The organism is Terrimesophilobacter mesophilus (assembly GCF_014200375.1).
Taxonomy (GTDB): domain Bacteria; phylum Actinomycetota; class Actinomycetes; order Actinomycetales; family Microbacteriaceae; genus Terrimesophilobacter; species Terrimesophilobacter mesophilus.
Genome location: NZ_JACHBP010000001.1, coordinates 179491 through 194165, shown reverse-complemented (window position 1 = coordinate 194165; position 14675 = coordinate 179491). Strand labels below are relative to the sequence as shown.

Below are 14675 nucleotides of genomic sequence, written 5' to 3'. Positions count from 1 at the left end.
GACTGGCTACTTTACCAGAGATCGCGCGGTGTAGCGGCCGTTGCGGTGTTCGAGTTCCAGCGGGATGCCGAACGTCTCCCCGAGGTTCTCGGCCGTGAGGACATCCTCGATCGGCCCCGCGGCCATGACGCCCCCGTTGCGGATGAGCAGGGCATGGCCGAATCCGGTGGGGATCTCCTCCACGTGATGGGTGACCATGACGATCCCTGGTGCTCCCTTGGCCACCGCGTACCCGCTGAGGAGCTGCAGCAGCTCCTCCCGTGACCCGAGGTCGAGACTCGCGGCCGGTTCGTCGAGCAGCATGAGCTCCGGATCGGTCATGACGGCCCGCGCGATCTGCACGCGTTTCTGCTCCCCGTCGCTCAGGTGTCCGAACCGGCGATCGGCCAGATGGTCCAGTTTCCACTCCGCGAGCACGCGCTGCGCGCGCCGGACATCCACGTCGTCATAGCTCTCGTTCCACCGGCCCGTCACCGAGTAGGAGGCCGTCAGCACGACATTGAGCACCGTCTCCATGGCCGGAAGCTTGCGGGCGAGCGCGGAGGACGCGAACCCGATGCGCGTGCGCAGATCGAAGACGTCCACGTCGCCGAGGGTCTCATCCAGGATCGTCGCCATCCCGCTGGACGGATGGATGAGGGCCGCAGCGACCTGCAGGAGCGTCGTCTTCCCCGCCCCGTTGGGCCCGAGGACGACCCACCGCTCAGAACTGTCGACCGTCCAGGACACTGCGTCCAGTATCCGATTGCCTCCGCGCACCACCGAGACATCGTCGAACTGGAGAACGCTGGCCATATCTTCAAGCCTAAGCCACGGCGCAAGCAGTCACGACAGTGCTCACGAGACTGCGCTCACGAGACTGCGCTCACGAGACGAGGGAGTCGTACACCGCTCTCGTCGCGAGAGCGATCCGGTCCCATCCGAAATCTCGTTCGGCCCTCGCCCGCCCGGCCTGGCCCATCATCCGAGCTCGCACCGGGTCCCGGAGCACGTCGATCATGGCCGCGGCGAGCTCAGCGACGAACGCCTTCGGCTTCTTGGGGGTCCCTGTCCCGTCATCCAGCTGGGCGATCGGGACGAGCCTCCCGGTGATGCCGTCGTCGACGACCTCGGGGATACCCCCTGTCGCCGTGCCGACAACAGGGACACCGCACGCCATCGCCTCGAGGTTCACGATCCCGAGCGGCTCGTAGATCGACGGGCACGCGAAGAGCGTCGCCGACGACAGGACGGTGATGAGCTCCTCGTGGCTGAGCAGTCGATCCAGCCACACGACACCTGAACGCTCGCCCTGGAGCTCCTCGACGAGGCCCTGGACCTCTGCCAGGATCTCCGGGGTGTCCGGCGCTCCTGCGCACAGCACGAGCTGGACATCCGCCGGAAGTTCCTTCGCGGCCTGCAGAAGATACGGCAGCCCCTTCTGGCGCGTGATGCGGCCGACGAAGACCACGCTCTGCCGATCGGGGTCGATGCCGAGGCTCCGCGCGTGCTCGTTGTCGGGGCGCGGACGCCACCGCTCGAGGTCGATGCCGTTGTGGACGACGGTCACCTTCGACTCGTCGAGCCCTGGGTAACAGCGAAGGATATCCCTGCGCATACCGCCGCTCACCGCGATCACGGCATCCGCAGCACGGAACGCCGATTCCTCTATGGCGCTCGAAACGCGATATCCGCCTCCGAGCTGCTCCGCCTTCCAGGGGCGAAGCGGCTCGAGACTGTGCGCGGTGACCACGTGCGGGACGCCGTGGAGCAGCTGGGCCAGGCGGCCGGCACCGTTCGCATACCAGGTGTGGGAGTGCACGAGACTCGCGCCGGCGGCATCCTGCGCCATTTGGAGGTCCACCCCGAGGGCAGCCACCGACGGGTTGGCATTCACCAGCTCTGCGGGTACCAGGTAGGGGAACACGTTCTCTTCCGAGCGTGCTCCTCCGAAGCAGCGGACGACCACGTCGAGCTCGCGTCGAAGAGCGCGAACGAGTTCGCCGACGTGCACCCCGGCACCGCCGTACACTTCGGGCGGATACTCCCGGGTGAGCAGATCGACTCTCATTCCTGTGACGCTAGTACAGTCCGACCTGTCCATCCACCGCGGGGCTCATCTACTGTTGGACCATGGCGCCCAAGAAGGTCTTCGGAATAGTTCTCGCCGGTGGCGAAGGCAAGAGACTCATGCCGCTCACGGCGGACCGCGCCAAACCGGCCGTCCCGTTCGGCGGAAACTATCGCCTCGTGGACTTCGCGCTGTCGAACCTCATCAACTCCGGGTTGCTGCAGATCGTCGTGCTCACCCAGTACAAATCGCACAGCCTCGACCGCCATGTGTCCCAGACCTGGCGGCTGTCGAGCCTGACCAACTCCTACGTCGCGTCGGTGCCCGCGCAGCAACGCCTCGGCAAGCGGTGGTTCGCCGGTTCAGCGGACGCGATCCTGCAGAGCCTGAACCTGTTGCGGGACGAGAAGCCGGACATCGTGGTCGTCGTCGGCGCCGACCACGTCTACCGCATGGATTTCCGCCAGATGATCGACGCGCACGTCGAGTCCGGCGCGGGCACGACGGTTGCGGCCATCCGACAGCCGATAGAGCTCGCAGACCAGTTCGGAGTCATCGAGGTGTCGCCGGATGACCCCGCCCGCATCGCCGCATTCCGGGAGAAGCCCTCGGATGCCTCCGGACTCGTCGACTCCCCCGGCCAGGTGCTCGCGTCGATGGGCAACTACGTTTTCGATGCCGACCGGCTCGTGGATGCCGTGCTGCGCGACGGGGAGCGAGCGGAGTCCAACCACGACATGGGTGGCGACATCATCCCGGACTTCGTGTCGCGCGGGGATGCTGCGGTGTACGACCTCAACCGGAATGAGGTTCCGGGGGCCACGGATCGCGATCGCTACTACTGGCGAGACGTGGGGACGATCGAGTCGTTCTACGACGCGCACATGGACCTCATTTCGGCGCTGCCCGTCTTCAACCTCTACAACCGCGAGTGGCCCATCTACAGCGAACAGCTGAACTCACCGCCCGCGAAGTTCGTGCGGGACGCGAACGGGAACCTGGGGATGCTCGTGGATTCGATCGTCTCTCTCGGGAGCCTGCTGTCCGGCGCCCACGTCGAGCGCAGCGTTCTCGGTCCGTGGGCGACGATCGAATCGGATGCGAGGGTGGTCGACTCGATTCTGTTCGACCGCGTGAGGATCGGCCCGGGAGCGCGCGTCCAGCGGGCTATTCTGGACAAGGAGGTCGTCGTCGAACCCGGTGCGACCGTCGGGGTCGACCCTCAGGCTGACCAGGCCAGGGGTTTCACGGTCACCGAATCCGGAATCACCGTCGTGGGCAAGGGCGTCCACGTCGCCTGACACCAACGCGCCGCGCTGCGCCGATCGGTAAGGATCAGCATGCCCCGCCTTCTCGTCGTGCTCGACGTGGATTCGACCCTCATCGAGGACGAGGTGATCGACCTGCTCGCGGAGGCGGCGGGGTCCCTGGGCGACGTGTCCGCCATCACCGCTGCGGCCATGAACGGTGACATCGACTTCGAGCAGAGCCTTCGCGCCCGCGTCGCCACCCTCGAAGGGTTGCCGGAGAGCGCCGTCGCCGACGTTCGTCGTGGCATCCGCATCACGACGGGTGCGCGGGAACTCGTCGCCGGGGTGCACGCAGCGGGCGGAAGGATCGGGGTCGTGTCCGGCGGGTTCCACGAGGTCATCGATCCGATCGCTGCGGAACTCGAGCTCGACCGGTGGCGGGCCAACAGCCTCGAGGTCGTCGACGGTACGCTCACCGGCCGCCTTCTCGGGCGCATTGTGGACGCAGAGGCGAAGGCGTCGACGCTGCGCGAGTGGGCGGCGATCTACGGCATCCCCCTCGCCCAGACGGTCGCCGTGGGCGACGGTGCCAACGATCTGACGATGATGGCCATCACCGGCCTCGCCGTCGGCTTCGACGCCAAGGCGCCCGTGCGGGATGAGGCGAACATCATCATGGATGTGCGCGACCTGTCCCAGCTCCTCCCCCTGCTGGGCCTGCGCGGTTAGCGGTTGCGCGGTCAGTGCCCCATCCCGAGGCCACCGTCGACGGGGATCACCGCTCCTGAGATGTATGCGGCGTCGTCGCCGGCGAGCCACACGATGACTCCGGCGACCTCGTCGGGGGTCGCGAAGCGGCCGGCAGGAATCGATGAGAGGTACTTCGCCTGCTGCTCAGGCGGAAGCACGGCGGTCATCTCGGTCTCGATGAACCCGGGCGCGACGACGTTGGCGGTGATGTTGCGCGACCCGAGTTCTCTCGTGAGCGACCGTGCGAGACCGATGAGCCCGCTCTTGGACGCCGAATAGTTGACCTGGCCTGCGGAACCGAGGAGCCCGACGACGCTCGACACGAGGATGATGCGGCCGAACCGACCCTTGAGCATGTTCTTCGATGCGCGCTTGACGACGCGGAATGCGCCGGAGAGGTTCGTATCGATCACGGAGGTGAAGTCGTCCTCGCTCATCCGCAGCAGCAGCGTGTCCTTCGTGATGCCGGCGTTGGCGACGAGGATCTCCACGGGACCGAGCTCCGCTTCGATCGCCGTGAACGCCGCGTCGAGGGAATCGCTGTCCGTGACATCGGCACGCACCGTCATGCTTCCGATCGGCCCATCGCCGGACCGCGCAGTGACGGCGACCCGGTATCCGTGCTCGAGAAACGCCCGCGCGATCGCGAAGCCGATTCCGCGGTTTCCACCGGTGACGAGGACGGTTCGTGGCGTGGCTGTTGACTCCATGCGCCCATACTAGGGCTGCCTGCGGGAGCGGCCGGAAACTCATAGGCTGGAGCCAAGCCCATGGCCAGACAATCCACCACCATCACGAGTCTCCCCCGGTCCCCCGAGGACGATCGTCGAGCCCGCATGATCAAGTACCTCGTGACCATGGGCATCCGCCTCGTGTGCATCGCCCTGTGCCTCATGGTCCACGGCTGGTGGCTCATCGTGTGCGCCGCGGGGGCGATCTTCCTGCCGTATGTCGCCGTCGTGCTCGCGAATGCGGTGGACTCTCGGGTCAGCACGGTCGAGCGGCCGGGGTCGATCGTGCTCGCGTCCCACGACGAAGAACCGCGGCAGTGAGCGAACAGTGCTCACGGGCCGGATGCCGGGCCGCAGCATCCTGGAGCGTCGTCTGGCGCAATCCCCGCATCCACGCCGAGGATCGGACCAAGGTGTGGCTCGCGTGCGACGAGCACCGCGACTTCCTGCTCGACTACCTCACCTCGCGCGGATTTCCCGCCGTGGTCGAGGCGGGGGTCGCCGCACCGCGCGGCGGATCATCGTGACGAAGTGGAGCTTCGTCCGATCCTGGCGCTGGACGGGCTACCTGGCCTTCGTCGTGGTCTTCGCGATCGCGTGCGTCCTGCTCGCGCAGTGGCAGCTGGCTCGACGGGCCGAGGCCGTCCACGCGAACGAGAAGGTCGAGGCCAACTACGACGGCACCCCGGAGTCGATCGACGAGGCGCTGCCGAACCTCGACTCCTATCGAGACGCCCAGGAGTGGAGCCAGGTACGGCTCGAGGGCCACTACCTTCCGGACGACCAGCTTCTCGTTCGAACCAGGTCCCTCGGCGGGAACCCCGGGTTCGAGGTGCTCGTCCCCTTCCGGCTCGCGAGCGGGAACGTGTTCATCGTGGATCGCGGCTGGGTGCCTGTCGGCAACGACCAGGACGCCCCGGACAGCGTTCCCGCCGCCCCGTCCGGTGACGCCACGGTCGTCGTGCGACTGAAACCGGGCGAACCGCGGCTGCCCGGGCGCTCAGCGCCACCGGGTCAGGTGGCGACGATCGAGCTGGACGACATCCGGGCCCTCATCGACCTCCCGACCTACACGGGGGCATACGGGCTCATGGTGAGCGAGGATCCTGAGCCGGCGACGAGGCCGACGCCGCTGCCGAAACCGGCGATCGACGAGGGACCGCATCTCTCCTACGCGTTCCAGTGGTTCGTATTCGGACTGCTCGCCTTCGTCGCGCTGGCGTGGGCGATCCGCCAGGAGTACCGCGCGGTCAACGCGGACGATCCGGTCGAGCGGGAACGAGCGAACGAGCGCGAGCGGCGCAGGAAATCGAAGGCGCCCTCAGACGCCGACATCGAGGATGCGATGCTCGACCGTCAGGCGAGCGACACGAGATCCGCGTAGTCGGGGCTCCAGAAGTCCTCGACGCCGTCCGGGAGGATGAGCACCCGTTCGGGGTTCAGCGCGTTCACGGCCCCCTCGTCGTGGCTCACGAGAACCACCGCGCCCGTGTAGTTCGCCAGGGCGTCGAGGATCTCTTCCCGGCTTGCAGGATCGAGGTTGTTCGTCGGCTCGTCCAGCAGCAGAACGTTGGCGCCGGAGACCACGATCATCGCGAGGGCGAGCCGGGTCTTCTCCCCTCCGGAGAGGACGCCCGCCTCCTTGTGCGAATCGTCCCCCGTGAACAGGAATGAGCCGAGCACGCGGCGGGCCTCGGTCTCCGTGAGGTTGGGTGACGAGGACACCATGTTCTGGAGCACGGTGCGCTTGACGTCGATCGTCTCGTGCTCCTGCGCGTAGTATCCGATCCTCAGTCCGTGTCCAGGCTCGATCGATCCGGTGTCCGCAGTGTCGACTCCGGCGAGGATGCGCAGCAACGTGGTCTTCCCCGCGCCGTTGAGGCCGAGGACGACGACCTTGGAACCCCGATCGATGGCGAGATCCACCGCCGTGAAGATCTCGAGGGACCCGTAACTCTTGCTGAGGTTGCTCGCCGCGAGCGGTGTCCTTCCGCTCGGCAGCGGGTCGGGGAAGCGGAGTTTCGCGACGCGGTCGACCGTGCGGACATCGTCGAGGCCCGCGAGCATCCGTTCTGCCCGTCGCGCCATCTGGTGCGCAGCGGTCGCCTTCGTCGCCTTCGCACCGAATTTCGCAGCCTGCAGTTGCAGTACCTGCGCCTTCTTCTCGACGTTGCTGCGCTCCTTGCGGCGCCGTTCCTCGTCCGCCTCGCGCTGGCGCAGGTAGTTCTTCCAGTTCATGTTGTACACGTCGATGACCTGCCGGTTCGCATCGAGATAGAACACCCGGTTGACGGTCTTCTCGACGAGCGCGACGTCGTGGCTGATGACGATGAGCCCGCCCTGATATGAGCTGAGGTAGTCGCGCAGCCACACGACGGAGTCGGCGTCCAGGTGGTTCGTCGGTTCGTCGAGCAGCATGGTGTCGGCGCCGGAGAACAGGATGCGGGCGAGTTCAATGCGGCGTCGCTGGCCGCCGGAGAGCGTCTTCAGCTGCTGGTCGAGGATACGGTCCGGCAGGTTCAGATTGCTCGCGATGCTCGCGGCCTCCGCCTCCGCCGCGTAGCCGCCGAGCGCGAGGAAGCGGTCCTCGAGCTTCGCGTACCTCGACATGGCTGCCGCGCTCAGGGCGGCGTCGCTGCTTCCCATGTCCTCCGTCGCCCTGGTCATTCCGAGGGCGATCGTCCCCAGACCGCGGGCATCCAGGATGCGCGTGCGCGCGAGGTCGTTCGGGTCGCCGGATCGGGGATCCTGCGGCAGGTATCCGACCTCGCCGGAGCGATCGATCGATCCTGCGGCGGCCTGGCCCTCCCCCGCGAGGATCTTGGTGAGCGTCGTCTTGCCGGCGCCGTTGCGCCCGACGAGCCCGACCTTGTCTCCGCGGTCGACCCGGAACGACACACCCTCCATGAGGGTGCGCGCAGCCACGCGGACCTCGAGGTCATGCACGCTGAGCACAGGCGTCATCCATTCCATTCGTTGCCTGTCGACAACACGGTGTGGTGGGGGGAACGTCTAGTCTAAGTGGATGACCTCCCCGAGCCCTTCACTTGGCCTCTCACTGAGCCTCTCCCTCGGCCGACCGACCCTGGCCGATCGACTCTTCTCCCGGGGCATCGTGATGGACCTCGTCCTCATCGCGGCCGGCACGGCGCTCGTGGCGATCGCCGCGCAGATCGAGGTGCCCCTGTGGCCGGTGCCCGTCACGGGCCAGACCCTCGCCGTACTCCTCGTCGGCAGTTCGCTCGGGGCGCTGAGGGGCACGCTGTCGCTCCTGCTGTACGCGGTCCTGGGCGTCGTCGGTCTGCCGCTGTTCAGCGGAGCGGGGTCCGGAATGTCGGTCGTCCTGGGCCCTACTGGCGGATACATCGTCGGGTTCATCTTCGCCGCGGCGTTCACCGGATGGATCGCGCAGCGGTCATGGGACCGCAAGGTGCTGCGCTCGATCCTCAGCTTCTTCGGCGGCACGGTCATCACCTTCGCCATCGGACTGCCGTGGCTCGCCTATGTCCTCGGCCTCAACCTGCAGCAGACCCTCGAGGGCGGCCTCTACCCGTTCATCATCGGAGGCATCATCAAGATGCTGCTCGCCGCGGGGATCATCACGGCAGGCTGGCGCTACTTCGACCGTGAGGACCACCGTCGGGCCAGCCGGGAACTGTCCAGCTAGATCGCGAACCCGATGGCGCGCATCATGTCGCGGCCGTCGTCGGTGATCTTCTCCGGGCCCCACGGCGGCATCCAGACCCAGTTGATCCTGAACTGCTCTACCACGCCGTCCAGTGCCTGGGACATGTCGTCCTCGATCACGTCGGTCAGCGGGCAGCCGGCCGAGGTGAGGGTCATGCTCACGATGAGCGCGTTGTTCTCGTCGTCCCAGCTGAGGTCGTAGATCAGCCCCAGGTCGACGATGTTGACGCCCAACTCGGGGTCGACGACATCCTTGAGGGCTTCCTCCACCTGGTCGAAGAGTTTTGATTCGAGTGCAACAGCCACGGTGTCAGCCTACGTTCGTCGCGGTGAGAAATCGATCATAGCCTTCGTTTTCGAGGCGTTCTGCAAGCTCAGGGCCGCCCTCTTCCGCCACGCGTCCGTCCACGAACACGTGAACGAAGTCCGGCGTGATGTAGCGGAGGATGCGCGTGTAGTGCGTGATGAGGAGCACTCCGAGATTCGTCGAGGCCTTCGCGCGGTTGACCCCGTCTGCGACGATGCGCAGGGCGTCGACGTCGAGTCCCGAGTCCGTCTCGTCCAGGATCGCGAAGCGCGGTTTCAGGAGTTCGAGCTGGAGGATCTCGTGGCGCTTCTTCTCTCCGCCGGAGAAGCCCTCGTTCACATTGCGTTCTGCGAACGACGGATCCATCCGCAGGTTCGCCATCGACGTCTTGACGTCCTTGATCCAGTGACGGATGGCCGGCGACTCTCCGTCGATCGCGGTCTTGGCCGTACGGAGGAAGTTCGTCACGGTGACGCCGGGGATCTCCACCGGGTACTGCATCGCGAGGAACAGGCCTGCGCGTGCGCGCGCGTCGACGGTCATGGCCAGCAGGTCCTCCCCGTCCAGGGTGACCGACCCGCTCTCGACGTGATACTTCGGATGTCCGGCGATCGTGTATGCGAGTGTCGACTTGCCAGAGCCGTTCGGGCCCATGATGGCGTGGGTCTCTCCATCCTGCGCCGTCAGGTCGACACCCTTGAGGATCGGCTTCGTGCCGTTCTCGGTCTCGACGCTGACGTGCAGGTCCTTGATCTGGAGTACTGGCATGGTTCTACGCTTCTTTTCTCTCGTAGTCGAATCGGGGTGTTGGGTCGATGTAGACGTCGCCGTCGACGATCGTGACGGTGAAGACGGGCACCGGCTCGTATGCGGGAAGCGTGAGCGCCTGGCCGGTGCGCAGCGAGAAGTGCGAACCGTGCGCCCAGCACTCGATCACACCGTCCTCGACGAATCCCTCGGAGAGCGAGATGTCGCCGTGGGTGCAGGTGTCCCCGATGGCGAAGATCTCGCCCGCGGAGTCCTTCACGAGGGCGATCGGCTGGTCGTCGATCACGACGCGCACGGCCGAGGTGAGCTCGATCTCGTCAGCCGGGCAGATCCGTACGGAGGTCACGATGCGCTCCCCCGCAGTTCCGCCTCGATGGCGGCCTCGAGGCGCTCCTGGATCTCCGGTACACCGATCTTCTGGATGATGGCGGACAGGAATGCGCGCACGACGAGCCGCCTCGCCTCCTCCTCCGGCATCCCGCGGGACTGCAGATAGAACAGCTGTTCGTCGTCGAATCGGCCGCTCGCGCTCGCGTGGCCGGCTCCGGCGATGTCTCCGGTCTCGATCTCGAGGTTCGGAACGGAGTCCGCCCTCGTGCCCTCGGTCAGCAGGAGATTGCGGTTCTCCTCGTAACTGTCGGTTCCGGGAGCGCTCGGCCGGATGAGCACGTCGCCGATCCACACGGCCCTGGCATCCTGCCCCTGGAGCGCGCCACGGTAGCTCGAGCGCGATTTCGTGTGGGGTGCGTCATGATCGATGAACACCTGCTGCTCGAAGTGCTGCCCTGCGTCCGCGAAGTACACGCCCAGGAGCTCGACGTCTCCGCCCTCGCCGACGAGGTGCGCGTTCGTGTTGACGCGCACGATCGAACCGTCGAGCGAGACGACGACGTGCTTGAGGAATGCATCGCGCCCGATCTTCGCGAAGTGGGTCGCGAGGTGGATGCCGGTCGGCGCCCAGTCCTGGACGCTCACGACGGTCAGGCGCGCACCGTCTCCCACCGAGATCTCGACGTTCTCGCTCAGGTGGACCTCGCCGGAGTTGTCCAGGATGACGATCCCGTTGCTGTTCGGCTTCGCGTCGATGATCGTGTGGGCGGCGCGTGCCGTCGTTCCGAGTGCCGAGCGGGCGACTGTGGCCCGCACGGGCTCATCGCCGGTCACCGTGATCACGAGGGCGTCCTGGAAGCGGGTCCACGCGTTGGCGGATCCGCGCTCCTCCGGCGTGCTCACCGAGCCGATGCGCGCGTCGGTCCTGGCGGCCCATTCAGCAGTGACGCCGTCGGCATCGATCGTGAAGTCGTAGCGGCTCCCGTCGAGCTCTCCGTCGAGAAGCGCCCCCAGGGACTTGATCGGGGTGTACTTCCACTCCGCGTCGAAGGTGGTCACCGGCTCGAAGTCGGCAACGTCGTAGGAGGAGAACCGGCCCGCCCGGCTCTGGATCGGAACGAGCCCCCAACCTCCGTCGCTGTGCTGCTTCGACATCAGCCTGGAGTGATCGAGCATGGTCAACCGACGGATCCTTCCATACTCATCTCGATGAGTTTGTTGAGCTCCATGGCGTATTCCATGGGAAGTTCTCTGGCGATCGGTTCGATGAAGCCGCGGACGATCATCGCCATGGCCTCCACCTCCGTCATCCCGCGCGACATCAGGTAGAAGAGCTGTTCGGCGCTCACGCGCGAGACGGTCGCCTCATGGGCCATCTGCACGTCGTCCTCGCGGATGTCCACGGTCGGATAGGTGTCGGAGCGCGAGATCGTGTCGACGAGGAGAGCATCGCACATGACCGAGTTCGCCGAGTGGTGAGCGCCCTCGGCGACGCGGACCTCTCCGCGATATCCGGAGCGTCCACCGCCGCGTGCTATCGACTTCGACACGATGGACGATTGCGTGTGCGGTGCCAGGTGGATCATCTTGGCTCCGGCATCCTGATGCTGGCCGGGGCCGGCGAACGCGACGGAGAGGGTCTCGCCCTTCGCGTGCTCCCCCGCGAGATAGATCGACGGGTACTTCATGGTGACCTTGGATCCGATGTTGCCGTCGACCCACTCCATGGTCGCGCCCTCGTGCGCAATCGCGCGCTTGGTCACGAGGTTGTAGACGTTGTTCGACCAGTTCTGGATCGTCGTGTAGCGAACGCGGGCGTTCTTCTTCACGACGATCTCGACGACGGCGGAGTGCAGGGAATCCGTCGTGTAGATGGGGGCCGTGCAGCCCTCGATATAGTGCACGTAACTGCCCTCATCGGCGATGATGAGCGTCCGTTCGAACTGGCCCATGTTCTCCGTGTTGATGCGGAAGTAGGCCTGGAGCGGGATCTCCACGTGCACCCCCGGCGGCACGTACACGAAGGAGCCCCCGGACCATGCTGCGGTGTTGAGCGCCGCGAACTTGTTGTCACCCGCCGGAATGATCGTGCCGAAGTACTCCTCGAAGAACTCGGGATGCTCGCGCAGCGCCGTGTCGGTATCGGTGAAGATGACGCCCTGGGCCGTAAGGTCCTCGCGGATCTGGTGATAGACGACCTCGGACTCGTACTGGGCCGTGACGCCCGCGACGAGACGGGAGCGCTCGGCCTCCGGGATGCCGATGCGCTCGTAGGTCTCCTTGATGTCGTCCGGGAGATCCTCCCAGGTCTGCGCCTGCTTCTCGGTCGAGCGCACGAAGTATTTGATGTTGTCGAAGTCAATGCCGGAGAGGTCCGCCCCCCACGACGGCATGGGCTTCTTGAGGAACATGCGCAGCCCTTTGAGCCGGTTCTTGAGCATCCACTCCGGTTCGTCCTTGAGCCGGGAGATGTCGGCGACAACGTCCTCGTTGATGCCGCGGCGCGCACTTGCCCCTGCGACATCCGAATCTGACCAGCCGAATTCGTAGACGCCAAGGTTCTCGAGTTCAGGTCGGTTGATCAGTACGTCTGACATGTTCTCCCTTATCTTTCTCGCGTCTTCCGGCGCATCGGGTCCAACCCGCGGCGGCATCCGGTCATTCCTTGCGGAATCCGGATGACGACCGCGCACGCTGTTTCGGTGCACATGCGCGGATTCGCCTGCCTAGACTGGGCGAAGACTCCGGCATCCTTGCCGGGCACACGTGCGCGGATTGAACCTCCGGCCACTCGCCCTTGATGTATCGATTCTACAGGGACACGGCGGGAATGCTAGGGCTGCCCGCCGGGTGGCGGTTGCGAGCGGTAGGAGCGCGTGTTGGTGAACGGCTGGGCACGAGTGCTGGCGTGGGCATCCCTCGCCACGGAGATCATCATCGTCGGCACGGGCGGGTCGGTGCGCCTCACGGCTTCCGGTCTCGGCTGTCCCGCCTGGCCGCAGTGCACTCCGGGCTCGCTCGTCCCGACGCCCGAACTCGGCTTCCACGCGTTGGTCGAATTCTCGAACCGGATGATGAGCGGTGTCGTCGCGATCGTCGCCCTGCTCACGTTCCTGTTCCTGCTGCGGTACCGGAAGTCGAGGCCGGAGCTGTTCTGGCTCAGCCTGTCGCTCGGAATTCTCGTTCTCGTGCAGGCCGGCATCGGCGGGATCACGGTGCTGTCGGACCTGGAGTCGTACATCGTCGGATTGCACTTCGTCCTCTCCGCGATCATGGTCGTGCTCGCTGCGTGGCTCGTCTGGAGCGTCCACCTGCCCGCGGAGCGGATCGCGCCCATGACCGGGTGGGTCCACCGGCTCGCCTGGATCACGGCGGCCCTGGCGGCCATCACGGTCGTCGTCGGCATCCTGACCACCGGTTCAGGGCCTCACGCCGGCGACCTGGGCACGCCTCGCAACGGCCTCCCCACGGAGATCATGGAGCACGTGCACGCGTGGCCCGCGTACGCGCTGTTCGCGCTCACGATCATCCTGGTGTTCGCCGCATGGCGCCCGGGTGCCACGGTCACGCGGTATTTCGCGCTGTGGCTGCTTGGCGCGGAGTTCCTGCAGATCGCCGTCGGCCTGTACCAGTCGCGCAACGGCCTCCCGCCGCTCGCGGTCGGTGTTCACATGGTGCTCGCCTGCATGCTCCTGGCGGCCGTGGCCGCAGTGGTCCTGTCGACGACGCGGCCGAGGCGTGCTGCGCCGGCCCGGAACGGCGGCCTGAACGGCAGCTAGAACGGCAGGAGCGGGTCGATCCCGACCGCGACGAACACGAGCGTCAGGTACGTGATCGAGGCGTGGAAGACCCGCATGGGCGATCCCTCGACGTGCCGGATGACCTTGGAGTACAGCCGGTGCGCCTGAATGATGAACCAGCCGCCTGAACCGAGCGCCACCACCGTGTACAGGATGCCCATGTGCGCGACAGGGACGAGCAGGAGCGAGCACACGACTGTCGCCCAGGCATACAGGATGACCTGCAGCCCCACCTGGGTCCTGCCGCGCACGACGGCGAGCATAGGAACCCTGGCCGCCTGGTAGTCCTCGCGGTAGCGCATGGACAGCGGCCAGTAGTGCGGCGGAGTCCACAGGAACACGATCCCGAAGAGGATGAAGGGCGCCCAGTCGAGCGACCCGGTGACGGCCGCCCAGCCGACGAGGACCGGAACGCATCCGGCGGCCCCGCCCCAGATGATGTTCTGGGATGTCCGGCGCTTCAACCAGAGCGAGTACACGACGACGTAGAACACATGGCCTGCCGCCGCGAGCCCGGCGGCGACCCAGTTGACGAGCAGTCCGAGCCAGAGCGTGGACACGATCGCCAGCACCCACGCGAACACGAGGGCCTCCCGGTCGGTCAGCTCTCCCGTGACAAGCGGTCGCCCGCGCGTCCGGCGCATGATCCGGTCGATGTCCCGGTCGATGTAGCAGTTGAACGCTCCGGCAGAACCCGCGCTCAGCGCGCCGCCCACGAGCGTCGCGAGCACGAGCCAGAGGTTCGGGATCCCGCGCTCCGCGAGGAACATGACGGGAATCGTCGTGATGAGCAGAAGTTCGATGATGCGCGGCTTCGTCAACTGCAGGTATGCGCGCGCTTTCCTGGCGACGGGATTCGGCCTGGTGGGGATGCCTACAGCCGTGTCCATGCGACGATTCTAGGTCACCTGCGGGGCCGCGGCAGCGCGCACAGCGGTTGCCTATACTGGAAAATGCCTGCCGATCGGGCTCGCACACGATGTGGAAGGGTCAGAGATACTC

The 14675-nt window shown here is 66.3% G+C and carries 17 protein-coding genes; 7 read left to right on the top strand and 10 right to left on the bottom strand.

Features of this window, described 5'->3' with window-relative positions; all coding sequences use genetic code 11:
- Positions 1-6 precede the first annotated feature (6 nt).
- Both BKA04_RS00925 and glgA read right to left on the bottom strand, forming a co-directional pair.
- A complete protein-coding gene (locus tag BKA04_RS00925; protein ID WP_104094735.1) occupies positions 7-795 on the bottom strand; it encodes an ABC transporter ATP-binding protein in 789 nt (262 codons plus the stop codon).
- 70 nt (positions 796-865) lie between these two features.
- The gene (gene glgA / locus BKA04_RS00920; RefSeq protein ID WP_104094734.1) at positions 866-2050 is read right to left on the bottom strand and encodes a glycogen synthase; all 1185 of its coding nucleotides are present in this window, start codon (positions 2048-2050) and stop codon (positions 866-868) included.
- 62 nt (positions 2051-2112) lie between these two features.
- Here glgA and glgC point away from each other — a divergent pair, with 62 nt between their 5' ends.
- Both glgC and serB read left to right on the top strand, forming a co-directional pair.
- Positions 2113-3351 carry a glucose-1-phosphate adenylyltransferase gene (gene glgC / locus BKA04_RS00915; protein WP_104094733.1) on the top strand — a complete coding sequence of 413 codons (1239 nt, stop codon included), beginning with the start codon at positions 2113-2115 and terminating at the stop codon, positions 3349-3351.
- A 39-nt stretch (positions 3352-3390) separates the two neighbouring features.
- The gene (gene serB, locus BKA04_RS00910; protein ID WP_104094732.1) at positions 3391-4029 is read left to right on the top strand and encodes a phosphoserine phosphatase SerB; all 639 of its coding nucleotides are present in this window, start codon (positions 3391-3393) and stop codon (positions 4027-4029) included.
- Positions 4030-4040: 11 nt separating this feature from the next.
- On the opposite strand, the gene BKA04_RS00905 is transcribed toward serB, so the two are convergent.
- Positions 4041-4760 (bottom strand): beta-ketoacyl-ACP reductase, encoded by a 720-nt coding sequence (locus tag BKA04_RS00905; RefSeq protein WP_104094731.1) that lies wholly within the window; start codon positions 4758-4760, stop codon positions 4041-4043.
- A gap of 60 nt (positions 4761-4820) precedes the next feature.
- Between BKA04_RS00905 and BKA04_RS00900 the strand changes: the two genes are divergently transcribed.
- Genes BKA04_RS00900 through BKA04_RS00890 form a run of 3 tightly spaced genes read left to right on the top strand, consistent with a single transcriptional unit; the run spans position 4821 to position 6165 of the window.
- Positions 4821-5102: a DUF3099 domain-containing protein gene (locus tag BKA04_RS00900; RefSeq protein WP_104094730.1), complete on the top strand. Its 282-nt coding sequence runs from the start codon at positions 4821-4823 to the stop codon at positions 5100-5102.
- Positions 5099-5308 (top strand): hypothetical protein, encoded by a 210-nt coding sequence (locus BKA04_RS00895; protein WP_104094729.1) that lies wholly within the window; start codon positions 5099-5101, stop codon positions 5306-5308. The genes BKA04_RS00900 and BKA04_RS00895 overlap by 4 nt, the downstream gene beginning before the upstream one ends.
- A complete protein-coding gene (locus BKA04_RS00890) occupies positions 5305-6165 on the top strand; it encodes an SURF1 family cytochrome oxidase biogenesis protein (RefSeq protein WP_104094728.1) in 861 nt (286 codons plus the stop codon). The genes BKA04_RS00895 and BKA04_RS00890 overlap by 4 nt, the downstream gene beginning before the upstream one ends.
- Here the strand turns inward: BKA04_RS00890 and BKA04_RS00885 are convergent.
- Positions 6138-7736 carry an ABC-F family ATP-binding cassette domain-containing protein gene (locus BKA04_RS00885; protein ID WP_104096547.1) on the bottom strand — a complete coding sequence of 533 codons (1599 nt, stop codon included), beginning with the start codon at positions 7734-7736 and terminating at the stop codon, positions 6138-6140. The genes BKA04_RS00890 and BKA04_RS00885 overlap by 28 nt on opposite strands.
- Before the next feature lie 70 nt (positions 7737-7806).
- Here BKA04_RS00885 and BKA04_RS00880 point away from each other — a divergent pair, with 70 nt between their 5' ends.
- A complete protein-coding gene (locus BKA04_RS00880; protein WP_104094727.1) occupies positions 7807-8448 on the top strand; it encodes a biotin transporter BioY in 642 nt (213 codons plus the stop codon).
- On the opposite strand, the gene BKA04_RS00875 is transcribed toward BKA04_RS00880, so the two are convergent.
- The 5 genes from BKA04_RS00875 to sufB are packed head-to-tail and all read right to left on the bottom strand — an operon-like array spanning position 8445 to position 12470.
- Positions 8445-8774, bottom strand: a complete 330-nt coding sequence (locus BKA04_RS00875) for a metal-sulfur cluster assembly factor (protein WP_104094726.1) — start codon at positions 8772-8774, stop codon at positions 8445-8447. The genes BKA04_RS00880 and BKA04_RS00875 overlap by 4 nt on opposite strands.
- A 4-nt stretch (positions 8775-8778) precedes the next feature.
- Positions 8779-9543 (bottom strand): Fe-S cluster assembly ATPase SufC, encoded by a 765-nt coding sequence (gene sufC / locus BKA04_RS00870; RefSeq protein ID WP_104094725.1) that lies wholly within the window; start codon positions 9541-9543, stop codon positions 8779-8781.
- Positions 9544-9547: 4 nt separating this feature from the next.
- Positions 9548-9889: a non-heme iron oxygenase ferredoxin subunit gene (locus BKA04_RS00865; RefSeq protein WP_104094724.1), complete on the bottom strand. Its 342-nt coding sequence runs from the start codon at positions 9887-9889 to the stop codon at positions 9548-9550.
- A complete protein-coding gene (sufD, locus tag BKA04_RS00860) occupies positions 9886-11049 on the bottom strand; it encodes a Fe-S cluster assembly protein SufD (protein ID WP_104094723.1) in 1164 nt (387 codons plus the stop codon). The genes BKA04_RS00865 and sufD overlap by 4 nt, the downstream gene beginning before the upstream one ends.
- 2 nt (positions 11050-11051) lie before the next feature.
- Positions 11052-12470 (bottom strand): Fe-S cluster assembly protein SufB, encoded by a 1419-nt coding sequence (sufB, locus tag BKA04_RS00855; protein WP_104094722.1) that lies wholly within the window; start codon positions 12468-12470, stop codon positions 11052-11054.
- A gap of 279 nt (positions 12471-12749) precedes the next feature.
- Between sufB and BKA04_RS00850 the strand changes: the two genes are divergently transcribed.
- Positions 12750-13652: a COX15/CtaA family protein gene (locus BKA04_RS00850; RefSeq protein ID WP_104094721.1), complete on the top strand. Its 903-nt coding sequence runs from the start codon at positions 12750-12752 to the stop codon at positions 13650-13652.
- Here BKA04_RS00850 and BKA04_RS00845 read toward each other — a convergent pair.
- On the bottom strand, positions 13649-14563 hold the full coding sequence (locus tag BKA04_RS00845; RefSeq protein WP_104094720.1) for a heme o synthase: 915 nt from the start codon (positions 14561-14563) through the stop codon (positions 13649-13651). The two genes, BKA04_RS00850 and BKA04_RS00845, sit on opposite strands and share 4 nt — an antisense overlap.
- Positions 14564-14675 lie beyond the last annotated feature (112 nt).